We start from the raw sequence: 24,414 nt of genomic DNA on the forward strand, positions 1-24,414 counted from the left end.
ACCCAGGTCAGATCCAGCCTGACCATCGCGCAGCGCGGCGAGGGGAGTCAGCCGTCCGGATAGGTGCGGAGATCGTGATTCGATAGCAGCCCAAACCGTTGTTGCCTGAGCGTGAAAGCAGCAGATCGTCCCGGATGTGATGGTTCGGATGAGGCAGACCGAGGTGCGAGACGGGCAGTTCCGGCGAGGTAACTCCGTGCCTGCTCTGGCCTGGTCGTAGACCACCGGGCAGTCGGAATCGGGGAATATTTCACCCCCACTCGTGTTGTGGATCGTGGGTAAATCGTAGAAAAATCGTAGAAAGCGAGGGTGGACCCCGAAGATGACCAGGTCAGCGGTGGTATAGGCTTTGTCGGTCATGAAGTCGGCTTATTCGGGTCCGGTCAACGGTGCGCCCAAGACGGTCTACCTCGATCACGCGGCGACCACTCCGATGTTGCCTGCCGCGGTCGAGGCGATGACGGCTGCCCTGGGGGCGGTCGGTAACGCGTCCTCGCTGCACGGTTCGGGGCGGGCGGCGCGGCGGTCGCTGGAAGAGGCGCGCGAGTCGATCGCGGCTGATCTGGGTGCTCGGCCGTCCGAGGTGATCTTCACCTCCGGGGGCACCGAGAGCGACAATCTCGCCGTCAAGGGGATCTTCTGGGGGCGCAGGGCGGCTGATCCGCGGCGCACCAGGATCGTCACCAGCTCGGTCGAGCATCACGCGGTGCTCGATGCCGTCGAGTGGCTGGAGAAGCACGAGGGCGCGCAGGTCAGCTGGCTGCCGGTCGACGCCGAGGGTGTCGTCTCGCCGCAGGCGTTGCGCGAGGAGCTCGCCGCGCATGCCGACGAGGTGGCGCTGGTCAGTGTGATGTGGGCCAACAACGAAGTCGGCACTATCGAACCGATCATCGAATTGGCCGCTGTCGCACAGGAATTCGGCATCCCGATGCACAGCGACGCCATTCAGGCGGTGACCCAGATCCCGGTCGACTTCGCCGCCAGCGGACTGGCCGCGCTCAGCGTGGCCGGGCACAAGGTCGGCGGTCCGCACGGGATCGGTGTGCTGCTGCTCGGCCGCAACGTGCCGTGTGTGCCGCTGGTGCACGGCGGCGGGCACGAACGCGACCTGCGCTCCGGTACCTCCGATGTGGCCGCGGCGATCGGGATGGCCGCCGCGCTGCGCGATGCCATCGGTGAGCTGCCCGCGCGCGCCGAGCAGTCCCGTGCGCTGCGCGATCAGTTGATCGCCGGGGTGCGGGCCGCGGTGCCCGACGCGGTACTCAACGGTCCCGCCGACCGTCGCCTGCCCGGTAACGCCCATTTCACGTTCCCCGGTTGCGAAGGCGACTCGCTGCTGATGCTGCTCGACGCCGCCGGTATCGAGTGCTCCACCGGGTCGGCCTGCAACGCGGGGGTCGCCTCGCCCAGTCATGTGCTGATCGCGATGAGTGTGCAACCGTGGCAGGCGCGCAGTTCGCTGCGCTTCACACTCGGCCACACGTCGACCGAAGCCGATGTCGAAACACTGTTGACCGTGCTGCCGCAGGTCATCGATCGAGCCAAGGCCGCGGGCCTGGCCGGCGCTAGAGGAGGTGCCTGATGAGAGTTCTCGCCGCGATGAGTGGTGGTGTCGATTCGGCGGTGGCCGCGGCGCGGGCCGTGGACGCGGGCCACGAGGTGGTCGGGGTGCATCTGGCGCTGTCGGCGAACCCGGGCACGCTGCGTACCGGGTCGCGTGGCTGCTGCTCCAAGGAGGACGCCGGTGACGCGCGTCGCGCCGCCGATGTGCTCGGAATCCCGTTCTACGTCTGGGATTTCGCCGATCGCTTCAAGGAAGACGTGATCGACGACTTCGTCGCCGCCTACGCCGCGGGGGAGACCCCGAACCCGTGTCTGCGGTGCAACGAGAAGATCAAGTTCTCCGCGCTGGCCGATCGGGCGCAGGCGCTCGGCTTCGACGCGGTGGTGACCGGGCACTACGCGCGGCTCGACGAGGGCGTGCTGCGTCGTGCTGTCGACGCGGACAAGGACCAGTCCTACGTGTTGGCGGTGCTCACCGCCGAGCAGCTCGCGCGGGCGATGTTCCCGGTCGGTGACACCCCCAAGCCGCGGATCCGCGAGGAGGCCGCCGAGCGTGGGCTGGCGGTGGCGAACAAGCCCGACAGCCACGACATCTGCTTCATCCCGTCCGGCGATACCCGCGCCTTCCTCGGTGCCAAGATCGGCATCCGGCCCGGTGCGCTGGTGGATTCCGACGGCACGGTGCTCGGCAGTCACGAGGGTGTGCACGGGTTCACCGTCGGGCAGCGCAAGGGCCTGGGCCTGAGCCACACCGCCGCCGACGGCAAGCCGCGCTATGTGACCGGCATCGATCCCGATTCGGGGACCGTCAAGGTCGGCTCGGTCGAGGATCTGCAGGTCGACATCGTCACCGCCGACCGGGCGATCTGGACCTCCGGCGTGCGCCCGACCTCGTCGGTCGAGTGCGTCGTGCAGGTGCGCGCGCACGGTGGGACCGCGCCGGCCGTGGTCGAGCCCGAGGGCGACGGCTTCGTCGCCAGGCTGCGCGAGCCGCTCACCGGCGTCGCGAAGGGCCAGGCCATCGTGCTGTACCTGCCCGACGCCGACGGCGGCGACACCGTGATCGGCAGCGGCACCATCAACGGCACCGACCGCACCGCGGGCATCGAGTCCGATTCGTCGGCCGCGTCAGCCTGATCGTGTCGTGGCGGGTGCGCCGACAGTGGGCGCGCACGGCAGGATGACCGGTGACGGCCCCGCCGCGGTGCGGCGCACGGTTCGTGGTGGTCGACGCCGATCCGGTGTGGACCACCGACCCAGACGACACGAAAGGTGTTGAGCGCGTGACGTTGTGGCGTGGTAGTGAGCAGTCCGACGACCCGGCCGCGGCGGAGCCGGTGGACTTGCTCGCCGGGGCGTTCGCCACCGGCCTCGGTTCCTGGCCCGGCACCGATCCACTCGAGGCGGCGACCACCATCATCGGTGAACTGCCGGAACTGCCCCACCTCGTCGAACTTCCCGATCGCGGGATCGGCGCCGATATGATCGGACGCGCCTCCGCGCTCCTGGTCGATCTGCGGTTCGACGCGACCACCCGCGGCTACCGGCTCGCCGACCGCCCGGGTTCGGTCTCGCGCAGGGCCCGCGACTTCGTGCGCGTAGATCTCGACGCGATCGAGGAAGCCTGGGAGACAGCGGGTCTCGTCGGCTCCGGTCGAGCGATCAAGATCCAGTCGGTCGGGCCGCTGACCCTGGCCGCCGAAGTCGAACTGCCCGGCGGCCATCGCATCCTCACCGATCGCGGTGCGCTCCGGGACCTCACGGACTCGCTGGCCGAGGGCCTTGCCCTGCACGCCGCTGAGATCGGCAAACGGCTCGGGGCGAAAGTGGTTGTGCAACTGGATGAACCGCAGTTGACGACGGTTCTCGATGGATCGCTGACCGGCCCGAGCGTTCTCAACACCGTCCGCGCGCTGCCCGGTCCGGAGGCGATCCACTTCCTCGATGTCGTGATCAACGCGCAGCCGGGCCCGGTCATCCTGCACACCTGCGCATCCCGGCCCGCGTTGCCCACCCTGCGCCGCACCGCCGCCGCCGCGCTGTCCTTCGACGCGTCGACGATCACCACCGCCGACTTCGACGACATCGGCGAAGCCGTGGACTCCGGCAAGAAGCTGGCCCTCGGACTCGTCCCCACCGAACCGCCCACGAGCCCGCTCACCTGGCGCACCGCCGCCGAGCCCGCGGTCCGTCTCGTGGACGACCTCGGTTTCCCACGTTCGGCTCTCACCCGAGTTCTCGTCACCCCCACCTGCGGTCTGGCGGGCGCCCCGCTCGCCTGGTCGCGCAAGGCACTCGCCCTGGCCGCCGACGTCGCCCGCGCTTTCGCCGAAGACCCGGAGTCGCTCACCGTCGAGCGCAAGGAACAGTCGCGGTCGGGTCGGAATCATCGGTGACGTAGTCCCGGCCGCCCTGGGCGAAAATTCCTGCCCGCACGGCTGCGACGTGCGGGAACGGTCGGCGGATGTGTCGGTGGGCTCGACTAGCCTCTAGTGGGTGAGTGACAGCGACAGCGCGGTTTCTGTGAGTGCCGAACCGGCTACGCCCGAGCAGCGGGTGCAGTGGCAGCAGTTGGCCGACGAGGTGCGTGGGCATCAGTTCCGCTACTACTTGCGGGACGCGCCGATCATCACCGACGGTGAGTTCGACGCCCTCCTGCGCGAGTTGCAGGCTCTCGAGGACGCGCATCCGGATCTGCGGACCCCCGATTCGCCCACGCAGCTGGTCGGCGGCGGATTCGCGACCGAGTTCACCGCGGTCGATCATCTCGAGCGGATGCTGTCGCTGGACAATGTGTTCGACTACGACGAGCTGCGTACCTGGGCGAGCAGGGTGGAAGCCGAAACCGGGTCCGAGCTGCACTATCTGTGCGAAGTCAAGATCGATGGCGTCGCGTTGAACCTCGTGTACGAGAACGGCAGGCTGGTGCGCGGCGCGACTCGCGGTGACGGGCGCACGGGGGAGGACGTCACCCTCAACGCGCGCACCATCGAAGACATCCCCGCAGAGCTCACCCCGACCGAGGAATTCCCGATCCCGGAGCTCCTGGAAGTACGCGGCGAGGTGTATTTCCGGCTCGAGGACTTCGAGACGTTGAACGCCCAGATCGTGGCCGAGGGCAAACCGCCCTACGCGAATCCGCGCAATACCGCCGCCGGTTCGCTGCGCCAGAAGAATCCCGCGATCACCGCCCAGCGTCGGCTGCGGATGATCTGCCACGGTTTCGGCCGCATCGAGGGTTACCGCCCGGCCTCCCAGCACGAGGCCTACCGGGCACTGGCTGCCTGGGGTCTGCCGGTCTCGGCCCACACCCGACTGGTCGAGGGCATCGACGCGGTCATCGAGCGGGTCGCCTACTGGGGCGAGCATCGCCACGACATCGAGCACGAGATCGACGGTCAGGTGATCAAGGTCGACGAGACGTCCTTGCAACGCCGCCTCGGTTCCACCTCCCGTGCCCCGCGCTGGGCCATCGCCTACAAGTACCCGCCCGAAGAGGCCACCACCACGTTGCTGAGCATCGAGGTCAACGTGGGCCGCACCGGTCGGGTCACCCCGTTCGCGGTGATGGCGCCGGTCTCGATCGCCGGCTCGACGGTGTCGATGGCGACGCTGCACAATGCCTCCGAAGTGAAGCGCAAGGGTGTGCTCATCGGCGATACCGTCACGATCCGCAAGGCCGGTGATGTGATTCCCGAGGTCCTCGGGCCCGTCGTCGACGCGCGGACCGGCGCCGAACGCGAATTCGTCATGCCGACGCACTGCCCCGAGTGCGCCACCGAACTCGCCCCCGCCAAGGAGGGCGACGCCGACATCCGCTGCCCCAACCAGCAGCACTGCCCCGCCCAGCTGCGCGAACGCGTCTTCCACCTGGCGGGCCGCGGCGCCTTCGACATCGAAGCCCTCGGTTACGAAGCCGCCAACGCCCTGCTCACGTCGGGTGCGATCACCGACGAGGGCGACCTGTTCGCCCTCGATGCGCAGGATCTGCTCGGCGTGCCGCTGTTCACCAAACAGGACGGCGCCCTCTCGGCCAACGGCGCCCGCCTGCTCGACAACCTCGACGCCGCCAAGGACACCCCGCTGTGGCGGGTGCTCGTCGCGCTGTCCATCCGCCACGTCGGTCCGACCGCGGCCCGCGCGCTGGCCGCCGAGTTCGCCGGCCTGGAGCGCATCGAATCCGCGACAGGAGAAGAACTGTCGGCCACCGACGGCGTCGGCCCCACCATCGCCGCCGCGGTCGTGGAATGGTTCACCGTCGACTGGCATCGCGCGATCGTGGACAAGTGGCGGGCGGCCGGGGTGCGGATGGAAGACGAGCGCGACGAGTCCATCGAACGCACCCTCGACGGCCTGTCGATCGTCGTCACCGGCTCCCTGCAGACCTTCAGCCGCGACGGCGCGAAGGAGGCGATCCTCGTTCGCGGCGGCAAGGCGGCGGGCTCGGTGTCGAAGAAGACCGCGTTCGTGGTGATCGGCGAGGCGCCCGGTTCGAAAGCGGCCAAGGCCGAAGAACTCGGCGTCCAGATCCTCGACGAAGACGGCTTCCGGCGGCTCCTGGAGGGTGGCCCCGACGCGGTCAGGGTCGCACCGGACGAGGATCCGGTCGTGGCGGACTAGCCGAGTCCGGCGTCGTGAACAGCCCGGTTCACGTCAGTTCGGGGTGACGGTGACCGTGTTGCCGATCTGGGTCTTCATGTCGAACGACGCGCACTGCCCGTTGCTGAGCTCCTGGGTACGCAGCGGCCGCTTCTTGATGTTGGTCTGGATCTCCACCGTCACATCGGTGCTCGACATCGAGCACACCTTCGACACCGGAGCCTCGGTGTAGGACACCGACCCCGCACCCTGACACGAGTTGGTCGAGTTCCCCAGAAACACCCGCGCGGTCCCCGTCGGGCACGGATCAGCCAGCGCGCTGGGCGCACTCACCAGCGCCGCGGGCACGAGCGCTCCCGCGGTCACCGCGGCAACGACAACTCCGCGAACAATTACCCGAACCGCCACTGTTCCGCCTCTCCGTGAATTTCAGCCAGACTACGGGACGGGGAGGCTTTGTGGCGCGGCGAGCTTTGAAGTGGTTGTCGCCTTTGCCCGTGCCCGGTGAGTTACCCATGTACTGACGAGATCAGGGGGAGTCGGCGGCGCTGCGGCGAATGGGCGCTGGTCGTCGCGCCCGATCGGTCTCCGATTCGGCCGAGAATGCTGGAGCCGTGGACCAGCCTGCCGCGTCGGCGAATACCCGACATCCCTTAGTCTTGCCAAGAATCTCGGAGAGGCGGACCCTTGCTGCGCAGTTTTCAGGTGACCAATCATGGATCGCTGGCGGAGGCTCAGCAGTTGCGGCTGACGAAGGGGGCAGGCGGGCCGTTGGCGGTGCCGGTGACCGCGGTGCACGGGGTGGCGGCTGCCGGGAAGACGAGCGTGATCGACGCGATCGGGCAGATGCGGGACGCGGTCCTGAATTCCGTGAGCGGATGGGACCCCTACGCGGGCCCGGTGCGACGACCGCATCTCGGGTTCGCCGAGCGGCCGACGGAATTCGTCGCCGGATTCGTCGCCGAGGGCGTGCCCTATACCTACGGGTTCCGGCTCGACAACGCCGACGTGGTCGCGGAGTGGCTGTACACCCACCCTCGGTCGCGCAAGCGGATCGTGTTCGAACGCCGTGGTGACGAGGTGAAGATCGGGCCGATGTTCGAAGCGGCTCGGTACGGGGTGGCGGCGCTGGTGCCGTTGCTGCGGCCGAACGCGCTGCTGCTGAGCTTGGCGGGGCAGATGTACGCCGAGGCGCTCGTGCCCGCGTACCGGTGGTTCGCGGCGAATCTGACTGTGCAGCAGGGTGATGTCGACACCGACGCGCTCGCGCACGACCTCGGCAGCCATATCTCCCGCTCGCCCGACAACGCGGCGCGTCTGCTGATGCTGTTGCGCACCGCCGATCTCGGGATCGAGGATCTGCTCGTCGCTGAGCACGATCCGATGTACGCGGACTACCTGCGTGATCTGGACGCCGAAATCGGCGCGCTGGCAGGCCATCTCGACCACCCCGAGCAGATTCTCGTGGAACGCGAGCTGAGCACCCTGCGCGCGGCGCGTGACGCGCTGTACCGACGCATGGTCGACCGTCGCGGCGCGGGGCTGAGCCTGGTGCACGAGGGCATCGATGTCCCGTTCGAACTGGCCGACGAATCCACCGCCACCCGTTCGCTGCTGCGTGTACTGCCCGCGATGTTGGAAGCCCTCGACACCGGCCAGGTGCTCGCGGTCGACGATCTCGGCGTCGGCCTGCCGGTCGAGGAGACCGACCGCCTCGTCCAGCTGTTCCAGAACCCGGAGACCAATTCCCGTGGCGCACAACTGATCTACACCACGGCCGATCGAGCGCTGATCGACCGCGGCAACGGACGCTCGCAGCGCACCCGCACGGCGGTGTGGCAGGTGCGCCGTGCGCTGGGGGTCAGCGAACTCACGCCGCTGTGAGCGGGGCATAGCATGGGCGCATGCTCGAAGTGGTGATGGCGGTAGCGCTGGTGACGATGCTGGTGGTGACGATCGCGGCCGTCGTCTCCGGACGGACCGGCCGGGGGCGGGCGAACCTCGAACACGGGTCGCTCTACGTGACCGGTGTCAGCCCGCTGCCCGCGATGACCGGTGAGCACTACGTGACGATCACCGGCACCGTCACCGGCCCGTCGATCACCGGCAAGGTCGTCTACCGCCGCTTCGCCTGGGATGCCGCCCACTGGCCCGCACCCGGCGACCACCTCGCCGTGGCCTACCCACCGCACAATCCCGACGACTGGCACGCCGAGCACCCCGGCTTGCGCCCCTACCTCGGCTCCTGAGCGACCTCACCGGCCCCGCCGGGCATGGGTGAGTCGAAGCTCACAAGCGTCCGGATGGGACCATTCGGGGATGCACGGTAGCGATGACCAGACCACCGGACTTCTGATCCGCCCCGCCCGCCCCGACGAATACGACGCGGTCGCCGCGCTGACCGTCGAGGTGTACGTGGGCGACGGCTACGTCACCGACGGGGACGACTACGTGCGGGAACTCGCCGACGTGCCGCACCGGGCCGCCGAGGCCGAGGTCCTCGTGGCCGTGCACGACGGTGAGGTCGTCGGTTCGCTCACGGTCGCGAAGCCCGGCACGCCCTACGCGGAGATCGCTCAGCCCGGCGAACTCGAGTTCCGGATGCTCGCGGTGTCCAAGCGGGCACGCGGACTCGGAGTCGGCACCGCACTGGTTCGCGCCGTCGTCGACGAGGCGAGATCAGGCGGTTTCGACGCGGTCGCGCTCACCACGATGTTCTCGATGGTCGACGCACACCGGCTGTACGAACGGCTCGGCTTTGTCGGTGTCCCCGAACGTGATTGGGCCACCCACGACGGACTGCAACTGTTCGTGATGCGGCTCGCGCTGCGCTGACCCGATCAGTTCAGGACGGTGGCGACGATGCCGGCGAGGTAGCCGAGCCGCGCCACCTCCGACGGGCGGAAATCGGGCCCACCGGGGCGGCCGAGGAGCAGTGCCCTGCCGGTGTTGCCCAGCGGTGCGGCGGCCAGCTTGGTGTCCATGTCGCGCCAGATCTCCGGCACCCATTCGGCCTCACCGTCGAGCCACATCGGCTTCTCGATGGGCATCCACGGGGCCGAACCCGCTTGTGTCTCAGGGGCGCTCGGGCTGCCGACGATGCGGTAGGCGCCCGCGGGGCCCAAGCCGATGATCGTGGACCAACCGACGCGCAGCACGCGGGGGCAGCCGTCGACGAGCACCTGGAGGCGGTCGTCACGGGCGCTGGCGACCTGGTCGATCAGCTCGAGCTCGCGGTGGGTGTCGAGGACGCCGGAGTACGGGCGAATGGAGTCGACGCTCACATCGCGGACCGACTCCGCGGCGGTGATGAGGGTGTCGGGCAGTGCGCCGGTAGGGACTTCGACGACGAGATCGTCGATCGCGAACCCGGCGCCGCGTTCCACGACATCGAGCGAGAGAATGTCCGCGCCGACCCCGCCGAGGGCGAGTGCGAGGGAGCCGAGGCTTCCCGGTCGATCCGGAAGTTGCACGCGGAGCAGGTATGACACGTGCGTTCCTTTCCATAACGGCCGGGGTTGTTCGAGACGAATACCCGGTGAAGCAATACTTACACCCCTGAACGCGGGTTCTCGACCCGAAGTATGACCCCATCGGCACGACATGCGCGAACTTTCGTGCGAGGCGGGTGCGTCCGAGCTGCGGGGGCGGGCGCGTCGAAACCGATATGACGCGCCGATCAGGCGTACCTGCGCCTGCGCTCCGGCCATGCGCAGGCTGTGGATTGCTTCGCAACCGTGTGAATTAGGCTGTACCGATACTGCCCACCGAAGCCGAAAGGGGTCCCGCGGTGCCCGCAATCTCCCGCGACGAGGTCGCTCACCTCGCCCGGCTGTCCCGGCTGGCGTTGACCGACGCCGAACTCGACCAGTTCGCCGGTCAGCTGGATTCGATCCTCAGCCACGTGCAGACCATCACCGAGGTCGCCGCCGACGTCCCCGCCACCGCGTCGCCGAATCCGACAACCAATGTGACCAGGCCCGATGTGGTCACCCCCGGCCTCACCCCCGAGCAGGCGCTGGACCAGGCGCCCGCTGTGGAAGAACAGCGTTTCCTGGTCCCGCAGATCCTGGGAGAGGGCGAATGAGCGAGTTGACCCAGCTGTCGGCTTCCGAGCTGGCAGCCAAGATCCACGGCGGCGAGGTGTCCTCCACCGAGGTCACCCAGGCGCACCTGGATCGCATCGGCAAGGTCGACGGTGAGCTCAACGCCTTCCTGCACGTGGCGGGGGACGAAGCCCTCGCCGCGGCCGCCGTGGTCGACGCCGCGCTCGCCGCGGGCGAGAAGCCCGCCTCGTCGCTGGCGGGAGTTCCGTTGGCGCTCAAGGACGTTTTCACCACCACCGACATGCCGACCACCTGTGCCTCGAAGATCCTCGAGGGCTGGATGTCGCCGTACGACGCGACGGTCACCGCGCGGCTGCGTGCCGCGGGCATCCCGATTCTCGGCAAGACCAACATGGACGAGTTCGCGATGGGCTCCTCCACCGAGAACTCCGCCTACGGTCCGACCCGCAACCCGTGGGACACCACCCGCATCCCCGGTGGTTCCGGTGGCGGTTCGGCGGCGGCGCTGGCCTCGTTCCAGGCGCCGCTGGCGATCGGCACCGACACCGGTGGCTCGATTCGTCAGCCCGCCGCGGTCACCGCGACGGTCGGCGTGAAGCCCACCTACGGCACCGTCTCGCGCTACGGCCTGATCGCGTGCGCGTCGTCGCTGGATCAGGGTGGTCCGTGTGGTCGCACCGTGCTCGACACCGCGTTGCTGCACGAGGTGATCGCTGGGCACGACCCGCGCGACTCCACTTCGCGCAACGTTCCGGTGGCGCCGGTGGTGGCCGCCGCCAAGCAGGGCGCCAACGGTGACCTGACCGGCGTGCGCGTCGGCGTGGTGCGCGAATTGCACTCCGACAGTTACCAATCCGGTGTCATCGCCTCCTTCGACGCCGCCGTCGCGGTGCTGAAGGAACTGGGCGCCGAGGTGGTCGAGGTGTCGTGCCCGAGCTTCGAGTACGCGCTGTCCTCGTACTACCTGGTGATGCCGTCGGAGGTGTCGTCGAACCTGGCGCGCTTCGACGCCATGCGCTACGGCCTGCGCGTCGGTGACGACGGCAGCCACAGCGCCGACCAGGTGATGTCGCTGACCCGTGAGGCCGGTTTCGGTCCGGAGGTCAAGCGCCGCATCATGATCGGCACCTACGCGCTGTCGGCGGGTTACTACGACGCCTACTACGGCCAGGCGCTCAAGGTCCGCACGATGATCGCGCGCGACTTCGACGCCGCCTACGAGCAGGTCGACGTGCTCGTCTCGCCGACCAGCCCGTTCACTCCGTGGAAGCTGGGCGAGAAGGTCGACGACCCGCTGGCCATGTACCTGTCGGACCTGTGCACGCTGCCGACCAACCTGGCGGGTCACCCCGGCATGTCGGTGCCCTCGGGTCTGTCGGCCGAGGACAACCTGCCGGTGGGTCTGCAGATCATGGCGCCCGCGTTGGCCGACGACCGCCTGTACCGGGTGGGCGCGGCCTACGAGGTGGCGCGTGGCGCGCTGCCGATCCCGAGCGCGGTCTGAGAAGTTCCCCCGAGCGGGGCGTGCCGGTTCGAAAGAACCTGGTGCGCCCCGCTTTCGGCGGTGTGCCCGCCGTGGTGGTTTACGCCACCGCGCGGCGGCCGACGCCCGCCGTCATCGCGGTGAAGCCGGCCCGCAGGTGCTTGCCGAGCGCCACCGTCACCACGGGGCTCAACCAGCCGGCCAGGGTGAATCGGGACTCGTAGCGGCACCGGTCGGGGCCGAGGGGAACGACGGTGTGCGAGCGCAGGCTGTGCAGTGCGCCCAGCGGCACCGGCTTCATGGTGTAGCTGAACTCGACGCCCGGGGTGTGGGTGCGGATCCACTCCCGCTGCGGACGGCGGTTGCTGCCCAGCTGGACCTGCATGTCGATGGTCGAGCCCGGTTCCAGCGTGCTCGACGCCTCGTAGCAGAAGGTGTTCCACTCGCCGTAGCGCTCGAAATCTGTGAGCACCTCCCACACCTTCGCGGCGGGGGCGTCGATCTCGATCGTTTCGTCGATGACTAGAGACATGTGTGAAAACTAGGACATGTTCTAGTTTTCGGCAACCGCATCAGACGAAGCGCCGGCGGAACTTGCGCAGCGCGTCGATGATCACGGCCGAGGCCGCCGTCACCGCGAACAAGCCGAGAACGGTGCGGGCGAGCGGCCAGAGATTGGGGCGGTCGGCCGGGTCGGTCTGGGCGAAGACGTTCTCGACCACCGGTGCGCCGTACTCCTGACGTCGCGAGTTCACGTCCACGGCGGTGAACGCGATATCGGCCATCACGCCGCAGCGAGCACGGGAGAACTCGTCGTCGCGCAGCTGGCAGGAGGCGTGGATGCGCCGGTTCAGCGCCGCGTCCACGGAGCGCCGCGCCCACCCGCCGAGGGGTTCGTCGACCCGCTCGGCGTAGCGCAGCACGTCATAGCCCAGGTCGTGCGCCTTGCACGCCGACTCGAACTCGGCGGGCAGCGTCACCGGCGAGGAGCAGCCGCCGTTCGGATTCACCAGCAGCCCGTCCAGCCGGACGGGGTCGTAACCGAACTTGTAGCCGAAATCTCGGGGGATGAGCGAAGTGGCGTCCGGGCTGTCGTCGATGAGCGCGCGCACCGCGGCGGCGGCCGCGACATTCTCGGTGCCGGTGGGGGTGGTGCCGCCCATGGCGCCCGGTGCCGACATGACCACGGCGGCGGCCATGGCCAGCCCGGCCGTGCACAGCGCGACACCGCTACGACGGCGGTGCTGCGCGGAATCGGGGGACGGCGCGGAGGCGGCGGAATCTGCGGTACGGGCGCGAGCAGCGGCGGGTACCGGGCGAAGCGGGGTGTTCATGGCCTCCGACAGTAAGGAGCGGGTCTCGCGGCGGGTATCCCGCTGCGGACCGGTTTATCGGGGCGCGCGGGTGGCATGCCCGGCGCCGGGGTCACACCAGGGTAGGGGGTCGTATTCGGTTCGTGGGTATGAGGTCCGCTGACCGGACGGTTCGTAGGCTGACTGTCATGTCCGCACCACTGCGCCCCGCCGCGCGAGGAATACCCGCGCGCACCTGGTTCGACTTCGCAACGGTGCTGGTCGCGCTGATTTTGTACAGCATCGCGTGGCCGACGTTGTTCGTCACCCACGAGGTCTCGCCGGTCACCGCGCCCCTGCTGTCGGCGCTGGCGGCCTTCCCGATCCTGTTCGTGCGGGTCAACCCGGCGATGGGGTGGGCGATCTCCGCGGGGGCCGCGCTGCTGTTCTCGATCGGCATGCAGCCGGGCGCGGACAACGATCTGCCCTTCCAGGTCGTGCACATCATCGTGCTGTTCGTGCTGCTGTTCGCGGTGGCGTTGCGGGCCTCGGTGCCGATCGTGGTCGTCGCCTGGGCGGCCACCTCGATGCTGTTCGCCACGACGATGCCCGGCTCGCAGAGCGGTCCGCTGTGGGGCTGGGCGATGGGGTTCGGCGCACTGGCCCTGTTCGGCTATCTCGTACGGATCCTGCTGGCCTCGCGGCGCAAGCTCGAGCGGCAGGAAGAGGTGACCGAACTCGAGCGCGCGCGCCGGGCGATCCTCGAGGAGAAGGCGCGCATCGCCCGTGACCTGCACGATGTGGTGGCCCATCACATGTCGATGGTCGTGGTGCAGGCCCAGACCGCGCCGTACCGGATCGACGACCTCGACCCGGCCTCGCGCGCCGAGTTCGAGTCGATCGGCGCCACCGCCCGCACCGCGCTCAACGAGATCCGGGGCCTGCTCGGGGTGTTGCGCAGTGACGGCCAGCTGCCCGAACACGCACCGCAGCCGCGCGCCTCGGACGTGCCCGCGCTGTGCGCGTCGGCCCTGCGCGCGGGTCTGCCCGTCGACTGGACGGTGACCGGAGACCTGGAATCGGTGCCGGAGACGACCGGGCTGGTCGTCTATCGGGTGGTGCAGGAGTCGATGGCCAACTGCGCGCGGCACGCACCGGGTGCCGCGGTGCACGTGGCAGTGGCTGTCGATCCCGGCGAGGTGAGCGTGACCGTGCACAACGCGGCGACCGCCACGGTGCCCCAGCCCGGTGCGGGCGGCGGCCACGGCATCGACGGCATGCGCACCCGCGTTGTCGCGGTCGGCGGTGAGCTCCACGCGGCGCCCACGCTCAGCGGCGGATTCGAGGTCTCGGTGAAACTGCCCACCCACTAGGGTGGTTGGGTGGCTATTACCGTTTTGATCGCCGACGACCAGGCGATGGTGCGCCAGGGTTTCGGCGCCCTGCTGGGTGCGCAGACCGATATCAGCGTCGTCGGCGACGCACCCGACGGCAAGGTGGCGGTGGCCGAAGCCAAGCGGCTGCGTCCCGACGTGGTGCTGATGGATGTGCGGATGCCGGAGATGAACGGTCTCGACGCCGCCCGCGCGATCCTCACCGCGAATCTCGATCCGCCGGTGCGGGTGCTCATGCTCACCACCTTCGACATCGACGACTACGTCTACGAGGCGCTGAGCATCGGGGCGAGCGGGTTCCTGCTCAAGGACGCGCCCGCCGAGGAATTGGTGCGTGCGGTGCGGGTGGTCGCCGACGGTGAGGCGCTGCTCGCGCCGACGATCACCCGCAGGCTCATCGCCGACGTCACCCGCAGGCGCAATACCGTGCGCGCCGCACCCGCGCCCGCGCTCGGCACCCTGACCCCGCGCGAACGCGAGGTCCTGGAACTGGTGGCCAAGGGGCTGTCGAACACCGAGATCGCCGCGGCGCTGTTCGTGGCCGAGCAGACCGTGAAAACCCATGTCTCCAAGGTCTTCTCGAAGCTCGGTCTGCGCGACCGCGCCCAGGCGGTGGTCCTGGCGTATGAATCCGGCCTGGTCGTTCCCGGCTGAGCCGGCCCGCTCAGCGCGGGCAGACGCCGCCGCGCAGGTTCGGCAGGTGCCGGGCCAGCAGCAGCGCCATCCGGTCGAGCAGCGCGGTGGTGTCGTCGAACGAACCCGAATCAGCTTGTGCCGCAAGGGCTACCGCGAGCTGACCGCTGCCCACGGGCACCAGTCCGAACTGGCGCACGGTGTAGATCCCGGTGACGTCGTCGGGTCCCCAGCCGCCCTTGAACTCGGTGTCGTCGAGCAAGCCGAGACCCCACCCCTGATCTTCGGTGATCTCACCCATCAGCGTGGTGACGACCTCGGCCTGCGGCAGGCACGGCAGGCGCGACGCGAACCGCACCTGGTTGGCCAGCGACCATTCGGTGCCGCCGAAGGAGGTGTCGTCGAGTTCGGTGCGGGTGCCCGACTTGCCGGTGGCCGCGTCGCCCGCCTCGTCGAGGATCTGCTGCACGGCGTCGGCGGCTTCCGGTGCGTCACCGAGGGATTCCCACAGGCCTTCGGCGGCGTCGTTGTCCGACACCGTGATCGCGGCCTCCACCATCTCGAAGATCGACTGGTCGGAGTCGTGGCGCAACGCGGCGACCGCGAGCGGGATCTTGATCGTGGACCAGGCGATGCCGGTGGTCCAGTCGCCGTAGATCGTCATCCGGCCGCCGCCGACCGGCATCAAGGCCATGCCGACCTGGCCCGGCAGCTTCGACTGCAAGAGGGTGAACTCCGCGGCCAGCGAATCGGGCAGCCCGATGGACAGACCGGGATGCCAGGCGTCTTCGCTGTTGACGGTGACCGTGGGCGCGCTCACCGCCGTCGGTGTGCCCGGCGTGGCACACGAGGTGGACAGTGCGGCAGTCGCCAGCACCCCACTGAGCAGCAGCCTGCGACAGGCAGCCGCTGTTCCGGTCGACTTCACCACCGAATCCTCCCCACCACCCATTGCGCGTGCTCCGGCGGTGCAAACTTCTCGTCGAGCGCGTCCGGTCACTCCCGGACGACTGTTAGCAAGTTTCACCGATTTTCGGCGAGAATTCGAATGAGCGTGGTCACACGGTCGGAAGGGGGGCGTAATGCACGACATCGGTGAGGTGTTCGCGGGGTTCACCATCGAGGCGATGCTGGGTCAGGGCGGCATGGGCACGGTGTATCTGGCCCGGCATCCGCGCCTGGACCGGCTGACCGCGCTCAAGCTGCTCAACCGGGATCTGTTCGCCGACGAGCGCGTTCGCGCGCGGTTCGAACGGGAGGCGGATCTGGCCGCCGGGCTCGACCATCCCGGCATCGTCACCGTCTTCGACCGGGGGACCGAGGGCGAACAACTCTGGATCAGCATGCAGTACGTGGACGGGATCGACGCCGCGACGGTCGACCCGATGGCGCTGCCGCCCGAGCGGGCCGTGCAGATCATCGAAGGGGTCGCCGACGCACTGGACTACGCGCACAGCAGGGGAGTGCTGCACCGAGATGTGAAGCCCGCCAACATCCTGCTGGCCCGCTCCACCGGCGGCCAGGGCGAGCGGGTGTTCCTCACCGACTTCGGCATCGCCCGGCTGCGCGCCGACTCCACCCACCTCACCCAGCAGGGCATGTTCACCGCGACACTGGCTTACGCGTCGCCGGAACAGATGACCGGCGCCGAACTCGACCATCGCTCCGACCAGTACTCGCTGGCTTGTTCGCTGTACTGGTTGTTCACCGGACTGGCGCCCTTCGACTCCGCCGACCCGAACGAGATCATCCGCGGCACCCTCTACGCCCCGCCGCCACCCCTGGCGCTGCGCCGCGCGGGTCTGCCGCCGATCATGGACGCCGTCCTCGCCGCCGCGATGGCGAAACACCCTGCGGCACGGTTCGATTCCTGTACGGCGTTCGCCAAGGCGGCCCGCCAGGCGCTGACCTCCAAGACCCCACCGGTCCTACCGCGCCCGCCCGCGAACCCGGCGCCGGGTTACTACCCGCCCGCCCCGCAGCAGGGACCTGGCGCGCCCTTCGCTCAGCCGGGTATGGCGCAGCCCGGGTACCAAGGCCCGCCCGTACAGCCCGCGCCACAACCTCATTGGCAACCGCCCTCGCGGCCCTTCGGTGCTGTCGCGCCGGTCGCCCCGCGACCGGCCCCGCCCAGCGGTGCGATGCCGCCCGCCGAAGTGCCTCCGGTGGCCCAGCGTCCGGCAGCGGGTCCCGGTGCCGGACCGCCGAATGCGCGCCAACCCGCGCCCGGTGCGGCGCCCATGCCTGCCGCCGCGCCGGCGGTTGCGGCGTCATCTGCCGTGCCGCCACCGGCGGGCGTACAGCGTCCCGCCGCGCCGGGGGCCGCCGACGCCGCGGCGGTGCCCGTCGGCGGTGCCGGAATACCTTCCAGCCCAGTATCTCTCGACAAGACGCCCGCTACGGTGGCTCGATCGGACAGCGCCGCAGCGCCCAGCGGTGAGGATCCTGACGAGGTATCGGCCACCGCGGCGACCGATGTCGTGTCGATGCGTGACGCGGACGAACTGAACGCCGCGAACGCGGCGGCCCTGACCAAGGTGACGTCGATCGCCGGTGCCTCGAATGCGGCCCCAGCCGGGCCTGTGACGCCGGAGGAGGCGGCAGGGCAGTCCAGCCGGCCGAGACAGCCCGGCAGCGCAGCACAGGGCAATGCGGGGCAGCCGGGCAGTGCGGGTCAACCGGGCAGTGCGGGTCAACCGGGCGGCGCGGGGCCTCGAGGAGACGCGGGGCAGTCGGGGGCGGCGGGTCGGTCGGGTGGTCCGGTCATGCCGGGTGGTGCGGGTCAGCAGCACGGGGCGGGGCCGCGGGGGCCGTGGATGGTGCCGCATCGGGGGTATTGGCCGGTGCCTCGCCGGGTGTCGGGGATGCAGCGGTTCGGGTGGGTTGTGTTGGTGGCACTGGTTCTGGTGCTGGTCGCGTTGGTTGTCGCGTTGGTCGTGGTGGTGTTGCCCGGAGACGACGACGGTCTCGACGCGGAGGACGGCGCGAGCGGGCCGTCGAATTCGGTGGCGGAGATCGCGGATTCGTTCGCGGAGAGTCGCCGGGTTTTTCCGACCTTGGTTCCGCAGGGGCAGATGAGTGACGGGGTGGGGTATCGGGGGGCGCGGTGTGTGGGGGTGCGCAATGTCAGCGAGTTGGCGTGGAAAGAGCCCGCGCTGCAATGGACGCCGATCACGACCGGGTGGCAGTGCGAGCGGGGCGAGGATCAGGCGGGGGCGGTGAGCTACCTGGTGCTCGAGTACGCGAACGCGAGCCAGGCGCGGTCGGTGTTGGAGGCGCTGCCCGCGACGGTTCGCTACGTGGGGAACAAGGACGAGGTGCCGTTCTCGCTGCAGCGGTGGGTGGTTCCGGATCCGGCGAGCACGCGCGTCCAGACCGCCCACCAGGTGTTGAGCTTCCCCGGCGACTCCGCCCGCTCGAATTACCTTGTCGCGGTGAGTCGCCGGGGCAGCAGCGGCACCGGCGGGGCCACCCGACCCACCGCGCAGGACGAGGTCATCGCGTGGTGGGACGAGGTCCCGCTCTGATCGATGACACGGCCGATACCGGGGCGGTCGACCTGCGAAACCGACGTGACGCTGCGAAGGAAGGTGTCGCCGCCGCGGCGCCGGGCAGGAATGCCGGGCACCGCGGCGACCGACGTCAGTCCACGGCCAGCGCGGCCACGATCGGCATCCGCGCCGCGCGCAGGGCGGGCGGGATCGAGCCCAGCAGTGCCAGGCCCAGCGCGACCGCACCGTAGACCGCGATCAGCGGGCTCGGACGGTAGACGATGTCGATGGTCATCGCATGGCCGATCGCCACCGTGGCCAGATACTGCACCGCGACGCCGACGAGGAGACCGATCGCCGCGCCGATGAATCCGATGCCCGCGGCTTCGGCCAGCACCGAGCGCAGGAGGAACTTGCGGTTGGTGCCCATGGCTCGCAGCACCCCGAGTTCCCTGCGTCGCTCCAGAACCGACAGCATCAGGGTGTTCAGCAACGCCACCGTCGCCACCAGGACGACGATCCACAGGATCATGTTGCTCATCGCCGCACCCTGCTGGACGCTCGAGGAGATCGCGTCGACCATGTCGGCGCCGGTGTCGACATGGATTTCCCGGGGAACCATCGCGCGGACCGCGGCCCGCACCGCGTCGGGGTCGGCGCCGGGCGAGTACTGGATCGACAGTATCGTCTCGCCGGGTCGCTGATACCACTCCCGCATCTGGTCGAGATTCATCATCACCACGCCGGAGACGGCGGTGAAGTACGGAATCACTTGCAGCACAGCCGTTTTACGCTCACCGGAGGGGGTGGGCATGGTGATCTCGTCTCCGACGGCGAGCGAGAGCGACCGCGCCACATCACGGGTGATGACCACACCTTCGCGCCGCTCCATCCGGTCGATCACCGCTCGATCGACCGCGCCGAGACGGGTATCGGAGGTACTCGGCGGATAGCCCTGCAACATCACCCGACCGCTACCGATCGTCGCAAAGGCCATCTGGGCGGGGCTCACCCGTTCCACGCCGGGTACGTTCGCGACCCGCGCGGCCAGCCCGTCGGGCAGGACGGGACCGGTCGGGAACTGTTCGACAGGGCTCGGACTCACGTAAAGGTCGGTGTCGCCGAGACTTTGGAACGAATCGGTCGCCGACTTCACCATGTTGCCCGACGCCCCGCCGAGCGCGACCACCGCCGCGACGCCGATCATCACCGTCATCGCGGTGGCCCACACCCGGCGCGGCGCGCGTTCCAGCGTCGTCGCCCCGAGCGCGCCCGGCGCACCGAACCAGCGGGCGATCGCCGCGGATCCGCGCACGATCGGCCCGGTGGCGGCGAAACACAGGAAGACCGTCGCGGTGAACGACGTGGTGATCGCGGCCAGCGACAGGCGCCCGAGGTCGACGAACGCGATGACCACCGCCGCCGCACCGAGCAGGACACCCGCGGCCAGGGCGACCCAGCGCAACGCCGAGTTGGTTGCCGCGGCATCGCTGGCCTCCACGGGCGCCAACGCCTCGACCGGAGCGACCTTGTACACCTGCCTGGCCGCGATCGACGCCGCCAGCACCGTCGCCACCACACACGCCGTGATCGCGACGGGGATCGCGTAGTTCGGCACCTGGAATTCGGTTCGCGCCTCGACCGATTGCACGATCGCGGCGGGCAGCCTGTCGATCGCGAACCGCCCCATCAGCGCACCGATCCCCGCACCGATCGCCCCGCCGATCAGCCCGAGCATCGCGGCCTCGACGAGCAGATCGCGCACCATCGGGGCACGCTTGCCGCCGATCGCCCGCAACAGCGACAGCGTCGGCCTGCGTTGCGCCACCGCCATACTCATCGCGTTGTAGATCAGAAAGGCCGACACGATCAGCGCCGCCGCCGACGACATCAGCGTGGAATACCGCATGATCTGGATCGCGCCACCGGCCTGCGCGGTGCGCAGACTGGGTTCGGCCACCACGGCGCGGCCGTCCACCGCCTCGGTGAGGGCGGTGCGCAGCGCGGCCACATCGGTGCCGGGTTTCACCACGATCTGCACCGAATCGAGCTTGCCGACCCGGTCGGTGAGGAATTGGATCAGCGGCAGCGGACCCGCCACCACGTGGCCGCCGTTGAGCCGGTCGGTCGCCTCGGAGTCGAGGACTGCGGCCACCTTCGCCGTGCCTGCCCCGATCGGCACCGGGTCGCCCTCGCGCAGGCCCATGGCCGCGCCGACCAGCACGCCGCGCTCGGTACCGAGCAGCTTGGCGGTGTACTGCGACATCGGCCCGGCCAGATCGCTGCCGAGCGCGCCGATCGTCTGATCGGCGCCGATCAGCAGCGCCCGGTCAGGGCCGGCGCCGAGCGTGCCGCGCAGCATCGGCACCGCCGTCGCCACCCCGGGCGTCGCGGCGATCTCGGGTAGCAGTGACTGTTCGAAGCCCGCGTCGGTGATACCGGTGATCTCGAGTTCGGCGGTGCCCGCCAGACCCTTGGTGAGCTTGTCGACCGACCCGGTGACCGACCCGGAGATGCTCAGTACCGCGACGATCAGCGCGGCCGAGACTCCCATCACCGCCCCCGACATCAGGGTGCGGCCGGGATGGCGGAGCAGTTCACCGAAGTTGAACAGCCGCAATCGGTCGATGGCGGCGGCGATCATGCGTCGACCCGCGAACCGACGCGCTCGTCCGCGCCGATCCGACCGTCGCGCAAGGTGATCACCCGGTCGCAGTAGTCGACGGAGCTCATGTCGTGAGTCACCATCACTACCGAATTGCCTTGCGCCGTGATGTCGCCCAGCAGCGCGAGGATCGCGGCGCCGGTCTTGGAATCGAGGTTTCCGGTCGGTTCGTCGGCCAGGATCAGCGGCGGATCCATGATCAGCGCCCTGGCCACCGCCACGCGCTGCATCTGTCCACCGGAGAGCTCCGCGGGGCGGTGCTGTGCGCGATCGCCGAGGCCGACGAGATCGAGCAGTTCCAGCGCGCGGGGCTTGGCCTTACGTAAACCCGTGCCGTCCAACAGCTTCGGCACGGCGATGTTCTCCCATGCCGACAGCGTGGGCAGCAGGTTGAAGAACTGGAAGATGAAGCCGACCTGCTCGAGCCGGAACGCGGCCTGCTGGTCTTCGTCGAGATCGCCGATCTCGGTGCCGCGGAAACGAATCGAGCCCTCATCGGGGCGATCGAGTGCCCCGAGCAGGTGCAGCAGGGTGCTCTTGCCGGAACCCGACGGTCCGATGATCGAGGTGAACTGGCCTGCTTCGATGCGCATGCTCACCTCGTCGAGCGCGCGGACTTCCTGATCACCGACGCGATACTGCTTGACCACCCGGGTCAACTCCAGCATCGGCTGCTGTGGCGATTCGATGTCGGGCATATCTTGTCCCCCAGGGAGTTTCGGGTTTCAGCGTGCGAGTGCGCGGTCGCGGGTAGTCTGCCCGATCGCTGGGCGTGCGTCGAGAAGCCCACGCAGGGCCGGTTGTTCGGCGGCCAGCTCGAGATAGGCCTCCATCGGGGTGCGGCCGTCGATCTCGGCCAGTTCGAGTTTGACGCGCAGATGATTGTCCCAGCGGTTGGCCAATGCCTGCAGCAGGCCGTCGACTCCGCCGAAGAGCGTGTCGAGTTCGGCGATGCCGGCGAACAGGGCCGGGTCGTTCGGGTCGATCGCTGCCCTGGCGAGCACGGTGTGCACGATCTCGGTGCGGTGGTGTAGATCGGTCCAGGTCATGGGCTTCACCTTCCGTGAGCGGGTGAACCGAACGTTACGGGCGGTGAGCGGCCGAATCGTCGTGCCGGGGACCCGACTTCTTCTCCTACCCAGGTAGGAGTTCGCTACCGTTCGCGGGACGATGCTCGCCCGGTACGCGGCGACTAGCCTTACATCATGGATGTGAGCCACGCCATCCCCGCGAAGGCGCCGGGCCGAGCGAGCCTGCGGCAGCGGTTCGCGGCCAGGGCCGGGGTGCCACGGATGCTCACCACAGTCCGCGAACGCATCGAATCGTTGCCCTACGACTATCCGCCCGCGGTGATCCTGGCCGCCGATCTCGCGCTGCTGGTGGTCACCGGTGCGGCGGTGATCCAACGGCATGCGTACTTCCCGAGCGTGCTGCCGCTGGTGGCGATGGCCACCGCGTTCCTGCCGATCCCGCTGTTCGCGATCTTCCGGGTGAATCCGCACCCCGTGCTGCTGAAGGGGAGCGCGCTGGCTTCCTGCGCCCTGTTCCTGTTGCAGCCGGTCAACGCCGACTTCGCGCCGTTCGTGCTGGTGATCGTCGCCGGTGAGGTGGCCGCGGTCTCTTCGCGCGGGTGGACGATCGGATTCACCCTGCTCGCGATCCTCGAACTGGTCGCGTTCGACGTGGCCGGGCACGTGCACTGGGGTGAGCAGCCGCTGGCAGGACTACCGATGTATGTCATCGGCATCCTGCTCGGCATGTTCGTCGGGGTGATGCTGCAATATCAGCGGCGTTTCCTCTATCAAGAGCGCGAGAATCACGCGATCCGCTCCGGTCAGGCCGCCGACGAGGAACGGCGTCGGATCGCCCGCGAAGTCCACGATGTGATCGCCCATTCGCTCTCCATCACCCTGCTGCACCTGACCGCCGCCCGCCGCGCGCTCCAGACCGACGACGACGTCACCGAGGCGGTGGAAGCGCTCGTCGAGGCCGAACGCCTCGGCCGCCAGGCGATGGCCGACATCCGGCGCACCGTCGGCATGCTCGACGCGGGCCCGGCGCAACTGGCTCCCGAGCCGGGCGCCGCCGATATCGACGAACTCGTCGGCGACTTCCGCCGCGCCGGGCTCACCGTCGACTTCACGCGCACCGGCGACCTGACCACCGTTTCCGGCGCCATCGGCCACGCGCTCTACCGGATCGGTCAGGAATCGCTGGCCAACGTCATCAAGCACGCGCCGGGCGCTCCCGCTACGGTTCGCTTCGATATCTCGGCCGAGGCGGCGACGCTGGTCGTGTCGAATCCGCTGCCGTTCGGGCCCGCGCTGCGCCGCGATACCGGGATGGGACTGCGCGGCATGCGCAAACGCACCGAACTGCTCGGTGGGAAGATCACCGCGGGCAACGGCGACGACGGCTGGACCGTGCGGGTCGGCTTCCCGCTGCGCACCGGCTCGTGCACCACCCTCTCGGCCGTGCTGCCGGGCAAGCTCTGGAACAAACCCCAGGAGGACACGTGACGACCGCTTCGCCGATCGAGCAGCTGATGACAGTGCTCGTGGTCGACGACCAGGAACTCGTGCGCGGCGGATTACGTCGCATCCTGCGGCGCCGCGACGGTTTCACCATCAACGAGTGCGCCGACGGCGACGAGGTGGCGGCCGCCGTCGCCGCGCAACGACCCGATGTGGTGCTGATGGATCTGCGGATGAAGCGGGTCGGCGGCATAGATGCGACCCGGTTGCTGCGCGCCCGCCCCGACGCCCCGCCGGTGCTGGTGCTCACCACCTTCGATGACGATCAACTCCTCTCCGGCGCGCTGCGCGCGGGCGCCGCGGGCTTCCTGCTCAAGGATTCGCCCGCGGAGGATCTGATCCGCGCGGTCCGCACCGTGGCGGGCGGTGGCGCGTGGCTCGATCCCTCGGTGACGGGACGGGTGCTCACGGCGTACCGAACGGTGAAACCGGTCGGTACCCGAACCGATCGCCGACTCGGCGAACTCACCGCCCGCGAGTACGAAGTGCTGGAATTGATCGGTTCGGGCCGGGTCAACAGCGAGATCGCCGCCGAACTCGGTATCTCGGAAGTAACCGTGAAAAGCCACGTCGGACACATATTCGGCAAGCTCGACCTGCGCGACCGAGCCGCCGCGATCGTGTTCGCGTTTGACCACGGCGTAGTGACACCGGGAGAATCTTCCTACTGAGAAGCAGGTCCACGGGCCTGCC

22 protein-coding genes are annotated in these 24,414 nt (G+C 69.2%); 14 read left to right on the plus strand and 8 right to left on the minus strand.

The window, feature by feature from the left end:
• The first annotated feature begins 358 nt into the window (after nucleotides 1-358).
• From ACFVJ5_RS17435 to ligA, 4 genes are all read left to right on the plus strand, one after another.
• Complete coding sequence (locus tag ACFVJ5_RS17435) at nucleotides 359-1,582, plus strand: cysteine desulfurase family protein (protein WP_379221211.1); 1,224 nt, start codon at nucleotides 359-361, stop codon at nucleotides 1,580-1,582.
• Entirely contained in the window at nucleotides 1,582-2,700 is a 1,119-nt protein-coding gene (mnmA, locus tag ACFVJ5_RS17440) for a tRNA 2-thiouridine(34) synthase MnmA (protein WP_379221213.1), read from the plus strand. Before ACFVJ5_RS17435 ends, mnmA begins: the two co-directional genes overlap by 1 nt.
• 200 nt (nucleotides 2,701-2,900) lie before the next feature.
• Nucleotides 2,901-3,959 carry a methionine synthase gene (locus ACFVJ5_RS17445; protein ID WP_379221890.1) on the plus strand — a complete coding sequence of 353 codons (1,059 nt, stop codon included), beginning with the start codon at nucleotides 2,901-2,903 and terminating at the stop codon, nucleotides 3,957-3,959.
• Between the two features lie 127 nt (nucleotides 3,960-4,086).
• Nucleotides 4,087-6,183, plus strand: a complete 2,097-nt coding sequence (ligA, locus tag ACFVJ5_RS17450; protein WP_379221892.1) for an NAD-dependent DNA ligase LigA — start codon at nucleotides 4,087-4,089, stop codon at nucleotides 6,181-6,183.
• 33 nt (nucleotides 6,184-6,216) lie between these two features.
• Here ligA and ACFVJ5_RS17455 read toward each other — a convergent pair whose 3' ends face one another.
• On the minus strand, nucleotides 6,217-6,528 hold the full coding sequence (locus tag ACFVJ5_RS17455; RefSeq protein ID WP_379221215.1) for a hypothetical protein: 312 nt from the start codon (nucleotides 6,526-6,528) through the stop codon (nucleotides 6,217-6,219).
• Between the two features lie 339 nt (nucleotides 6,529-6,867).
• Between ACFVJ5_RS17455 and ACFVJ5_RS17460 the strand changes: the two genes are divergently transcribed.
• The 3 genes from ACFVJ5_RS17460 to ACFVJ5_RS17470 all read left to right on the plus strand — a co-directional run bounded on the left by ACFVJ5_RS17460 (nucleotide 6,868) and on the right by ACFVJ5_RS17470 (nucleotide 8,997).
• A complete protein-coding gene (locus ACFVJ5_RS17460; protein ID WP_379221217.1) occupies nucleotides 6,868-8,046 on the plus strand; it encodes an ATP/GTP-binding protein in 1,179 nt (392 codons plus the stop codon).
• Between the two features lie 20 nt (nucleotides 8,047-8,066).
• On the plus strand, nucleotides 8,067-8,411 hold the full coding sequence (locus ACFVJ5_RS17465) for a hypothetical protein (protein ID WP_378991589.1): 345 nt from the start codon (nucleotides 8,067-8,069) through the stop codon (nucleotides 8,409-8,411).
• Nucleotides 8,412-8,481: 70 nt separating this feature from the next.
• Complete coding sequence (locus ACFVJ5_RS17470) at nucleotides 8,482-8,997, plus strand: GNAT family N-acetyltransferase (protein ID WP_379221219.1); 516 nt, start codon at nucleotides 8,482-8,484, stop codon at nucleotides 8,995-8,997.
• 5 nt (nucleotides 8,998-9,002) lie between these two features.
• Here ACFVJ5_RS17470 and ACFVJ5_RS17475 read toward each other — a convergent pair whose 3' ends face one another.
• On the minus strand, nucleotides 9,003-9,653 hold the full coding sequence (locus ACFVJ5_RS17475; RefSeq protein ID WP_358105186.1) for an amino acid-binding protein: 651 nt from the start codon (nucleotides 9,651-9,653) through the stop codon (nucleotides 9,003-9,005).
• A 299-nt stretch (nucleotides 9,654-9,952) separates the two neighbouring features.
• On the opposite strand from ACFVJ5_RS17475, the gene gatC reads away from it, so the two are divergent.
• Together gatC and gatA are read left to right on the plus strand one after the other, a co-directional pair.
• A complete protein-coding gene (gene gatC, locus ACFVJ5_RS17480; protein WP_101466314.1) occupies nucleotides 9,953-10,249 on the plus strand; it encodes an Asp-tRNA(Asn)/Glu-tRNA(Gln) amidotransferase subunit GatC in 297 nt (98 codons plus the stop codon).
• Nucleotides 10,246-11,733, plus strand: a complete 1,488-nt coding sequence (gene gatA / locus ACFVJ5_RS17485) for an Asp-tRNA(Asn)/Glu-tRNA(Gln) amidotransferase subunit GatA (protein ID WP_379221221.1) — start codon at nucleotides 10,246-10,248, stop codon at nucleotides 11,731-11,733. Before gatC ends, gatA begins: the two co-directional genes overlap by 4 nt.
• A gap of 79 nt (nucleotides 11,734-11,812) precedes the next feature.
• Here the strand turns inward: gatA and ACFVJ5_RS17490 are convergent, their stop codons facing one another.
• Together ACFVJ5_RS17490 and ACFVJ5_RS17495 are read right to left on the minus strand one after the other, a co-directional pair.
• Nucleotides 11,813-12,244 (minus strand): SRPBCC family protein, encoded by a 432-nt coding sequence (locus ACFVJ5_RS17490; protein WP_379221223.1) that lies wholly within the window; start codon nucleotides 12,242-12,244, stop codon nucleotides 11,813-11,815.
• Between the two features lie 40 nt (nucleotides 12,245-12,284).
• Nucleotides 12,285-13,046, minus strand: a complete 762-nt coding sequence (locus ACFVJ5_RS17495; protein WP_379221225.1) for a hypothetical protein — start codon at nucleotides 13,044-13,046, stop codon at nucleotides 12,285-12,287.
• Nucleotides 13,047-13,213: 167 nt separating this feature from the next.
• On the opposite strand from ACFVJ5_RS17495, the gene ACFVJ5_RS17500 reads away from it, so the two are divergent.
• Both ACFVJ5_RS17500 and ACFVJ5_RS17505 read left to right on the plus strand, forming a co-directional pair.
• Nucleotides 13,214-14,377, plus strand: a complete 1,164-nt coding sequence (locus ACFVJ5_RS17500; protein ID WP_379221227.1) for a sensor histidine kinase — start codon at nucleotides 13,214-13,216, stop codon at nucleotides 14,375-14,377.
• A gap of 9 nt (nucleotides 14,378-14,386) precedes the next feature.
• Nucleotides 14,387-15,052, plus strand: a complete 666-nt coding sequence (locus tag ACFVJ5_RS17505; protein WP_358105204.1) for a response regulator transcription factor — start codon at nucleotides 14,387-14,389, stop codon at nucleotides 15,050-15,052.
• A 10-nt stretch (nucleotides 15,053-15,062) separates the two neighbouring features.
• Here the strand turns inward: ACFVJ5_RS17505 and ACFVJ5_RS17510 are convergent, their stop codons facing one another.
• A complete protein-coding gene (locus ACFVJ5_RS17510) occupies nucleotides 15,063-15,959 on the minus strand; it encodes a hypothetical protein (RefSeq protein WP_379221229.1) in 897 nt (298 codons plus the stop codon).
• 154 nt (nucleotides 15,960-16,113) lie between these two features.
• Here ACFVJ5_RS17510 and ACFVJ5_RS17515 point away from each other — a divergent pair, with 154 nt between their 5' ends.
• Nucleotides 16,114-18,558, plus strand: a complete 2,445-nt coding sequence (locus ACFVJ5_RS17515; RefSeq protein ID WP_379221231.1) for a protein kinase — start codon at nucleotides 16,114-16,116, stop codon at nucleotides 18,556-18,558.
• Nucleotides 18,559-18,673: 115 nt separating this feature from the next.
• On the opposite strand, the gene ACFVJ5_RS17520 is transcribed toward ACFVJ5_RS17515, so the two are convergent.
• The 3 genes from ACFVJ5_RS17520 to ACFVJ5_RS17530 are packed head-to-tail and all read right to left on the minus strand — an operon-like array spanning nucleotide 18,674 to nucleotide 22,236.
• Nucleotides 18,674-21,166 carry an FtsX-like permease family protein gene (locus tag ACFVJ5_RS17520; RefSeq protein WP_379221233.1) on the minus strand — a complete coding sequence of 831 codons (2,493 nt, stop codon included), beginning with the start codon at nucleotides 21,164-21,166 and terminating at the stop codon, nucleotides 18,674-18,676.
• Nucleotides 21,163-21,885 (minus strand): ABC transporter ATP-binding protein, encoded by a 723-nt coding sequence (locus tag ACFVJ5_RS17525; RefSeq protein ID WP_379221235.1) that lies wholly within the window; start codon nucleotides 21,883-21,885, stop codon nucleotides 21,163-21,165. Before ACFVJ5_RS17525 ends, ACFVJ5_RS17520 begins: the two co-directional genes overlap by 4 nt.
• Before the next feature lie 27 nt (nucleotides 21,886-21,912).
• Entirely contained in the window at nucleotides 21,913-22,236 is a 324-nt protein-coding gene (locus ACFVJ5_RS17530) for a hypothetical protein (RefSeq protein WP_379221237.1), read from the minus strand.
• A gap of 156 nt (nucleotides 22,237-22,392) precedes the next feature.
• Here ACFVJ5_RS17530 and ACFVJ5_RS17535 point away from each other — a divergent pair, with 156 nt between their 5' ends.
• Nucleotides 22,393-23,706 (plus strand): sensor histidine kinase, encoded by a 1,314-nt coding sequence (locus tag ACFVJ5_RS17535; protein ID WP_379221239.1) that lies wholly within the window; start codon nucleotides 22,393-22,395, stop codon nucleotides 23,704-23,706.
• Between the two features lie 26 nt (nucleotides 23,707-23,732).
• On the plus strand, nucleotides 23,733-24,392 hold the full coding sequence (locus ACFVJ5_RS17540; protein ID WP_379221894.1) for a response regulator: 660 nt from the start codon (nucleotides 23,733-23,735) through the stop codon (nucleotides 24,390-24,392).
• Nucleotides 24,393-24,414: the final 22 nt, after the last annotated feature.

Source organism: Nocardia sp. NPDC127606 (genome assembly GCF_042671725.1).
In the GTDB taxonomy this organism is placed as follows: Bacteria; Actinomycetota; Actinomycetes; order Mycobacteriales; family Mycobacteriaceae; genus Nocardia.

Coding starts and splice junctions, on each gene's coding strand:
- ACFVJ5_RS17435 (WP_379221211.1), top strand. CDS start 359: ATGAAGTCGGCTTATTCGGGTCCGGTCAACGGTGCGCCCAAGACGGTC.
- mnmA (WP_379221213.1), top strand. CDS start 1,582: ATGAGAGTTCTCGCCGCGATGAGTGGTGGTGTCGATTCGGCGGTGGCC.
- ACFVJ5_RS17465 (WP_378991589.1), top strand. CDS start 8,067: ATGCTCGAAGTGGTGATGGCGGTAGCGCTGGTGACGATGCTGGTGGTG.
- ACFVJ5_RS17470 (WP_379221219.1), top strand. CDS start 8,482: ATGCACGGTAGCGATGACCAGACCACCGGACTTCTGATCCGCCCCGCC.
- gatA (WP_379221221.1), top strand. CDS start 10,246: ATGAGCGAGTTGACCCAGCTGTCGGCTTCCGAGCTGGCAGCCAAGATC.
- ACFVJ5_RS17490 (WP_379221223.1), bottom strand. CDS start 12,244: ATGTCTCTAGTCATCGACGAAACGATCGAGATCGACGCCCCCGCCGCG.
- ACFVJ5_RS17495 (WP_379221225.1), bottom strand. CDS start 13,046: ATGAACACCCCGCTTCGCCCGGTACCCGCCGCTGCTCGCGCCCGTACC.
- ACFVJ5_RS17500 (WP_379221227.1), top strand. CDS start 13,214: ATGTCCGCACCACTGCGCCCCGCCGCGCGAGGAATACCCGCGCGCACC.
- ACFVJ5_RS17515 (WP_379221231.1), top strand. CDS start 16,114: ATGCACGACATCGGTGAGGTGTTCGCGGGGTTCACCATCGAGGCGATG.
- ACFVJ5_RS17520 (WP_379221233.1), bottom strand. CDS start 21,166: ATGATCGCCGCCGCCATCGACCGATTGCGGCTGTTCAACTTCGGTGAA.
- ACFVJ5_RS17525 (WP_379221235.1), bottom strand. CDS start 21,885: ATGCCCGACATCGAATCGCCACAGCAGCCGATGCTGGAGTTGACCCGG.
- ACFVJ5_RS17530 (WP_379221237.1), bottom strand. CDS start 22,236: ATGACCTGGACCGATCTACACCACCGCACCGAGATCGTGCACACCGTG.
- ACFVJ5_RS17535 (WP_379221239.1), top strand. CDS start 22,393: ATGGATGTGAGCCACGCCATCCCCGCGAAGGCGCCGGGCCGAGCGAGC.
- ACFVJ5_RS17540 (WP_379221894.1), top strand. CDS start 23,733: ATGACAGTGCTCGTGGTCGACGACCAGGAACTCGTGCGCGGCGGATTA.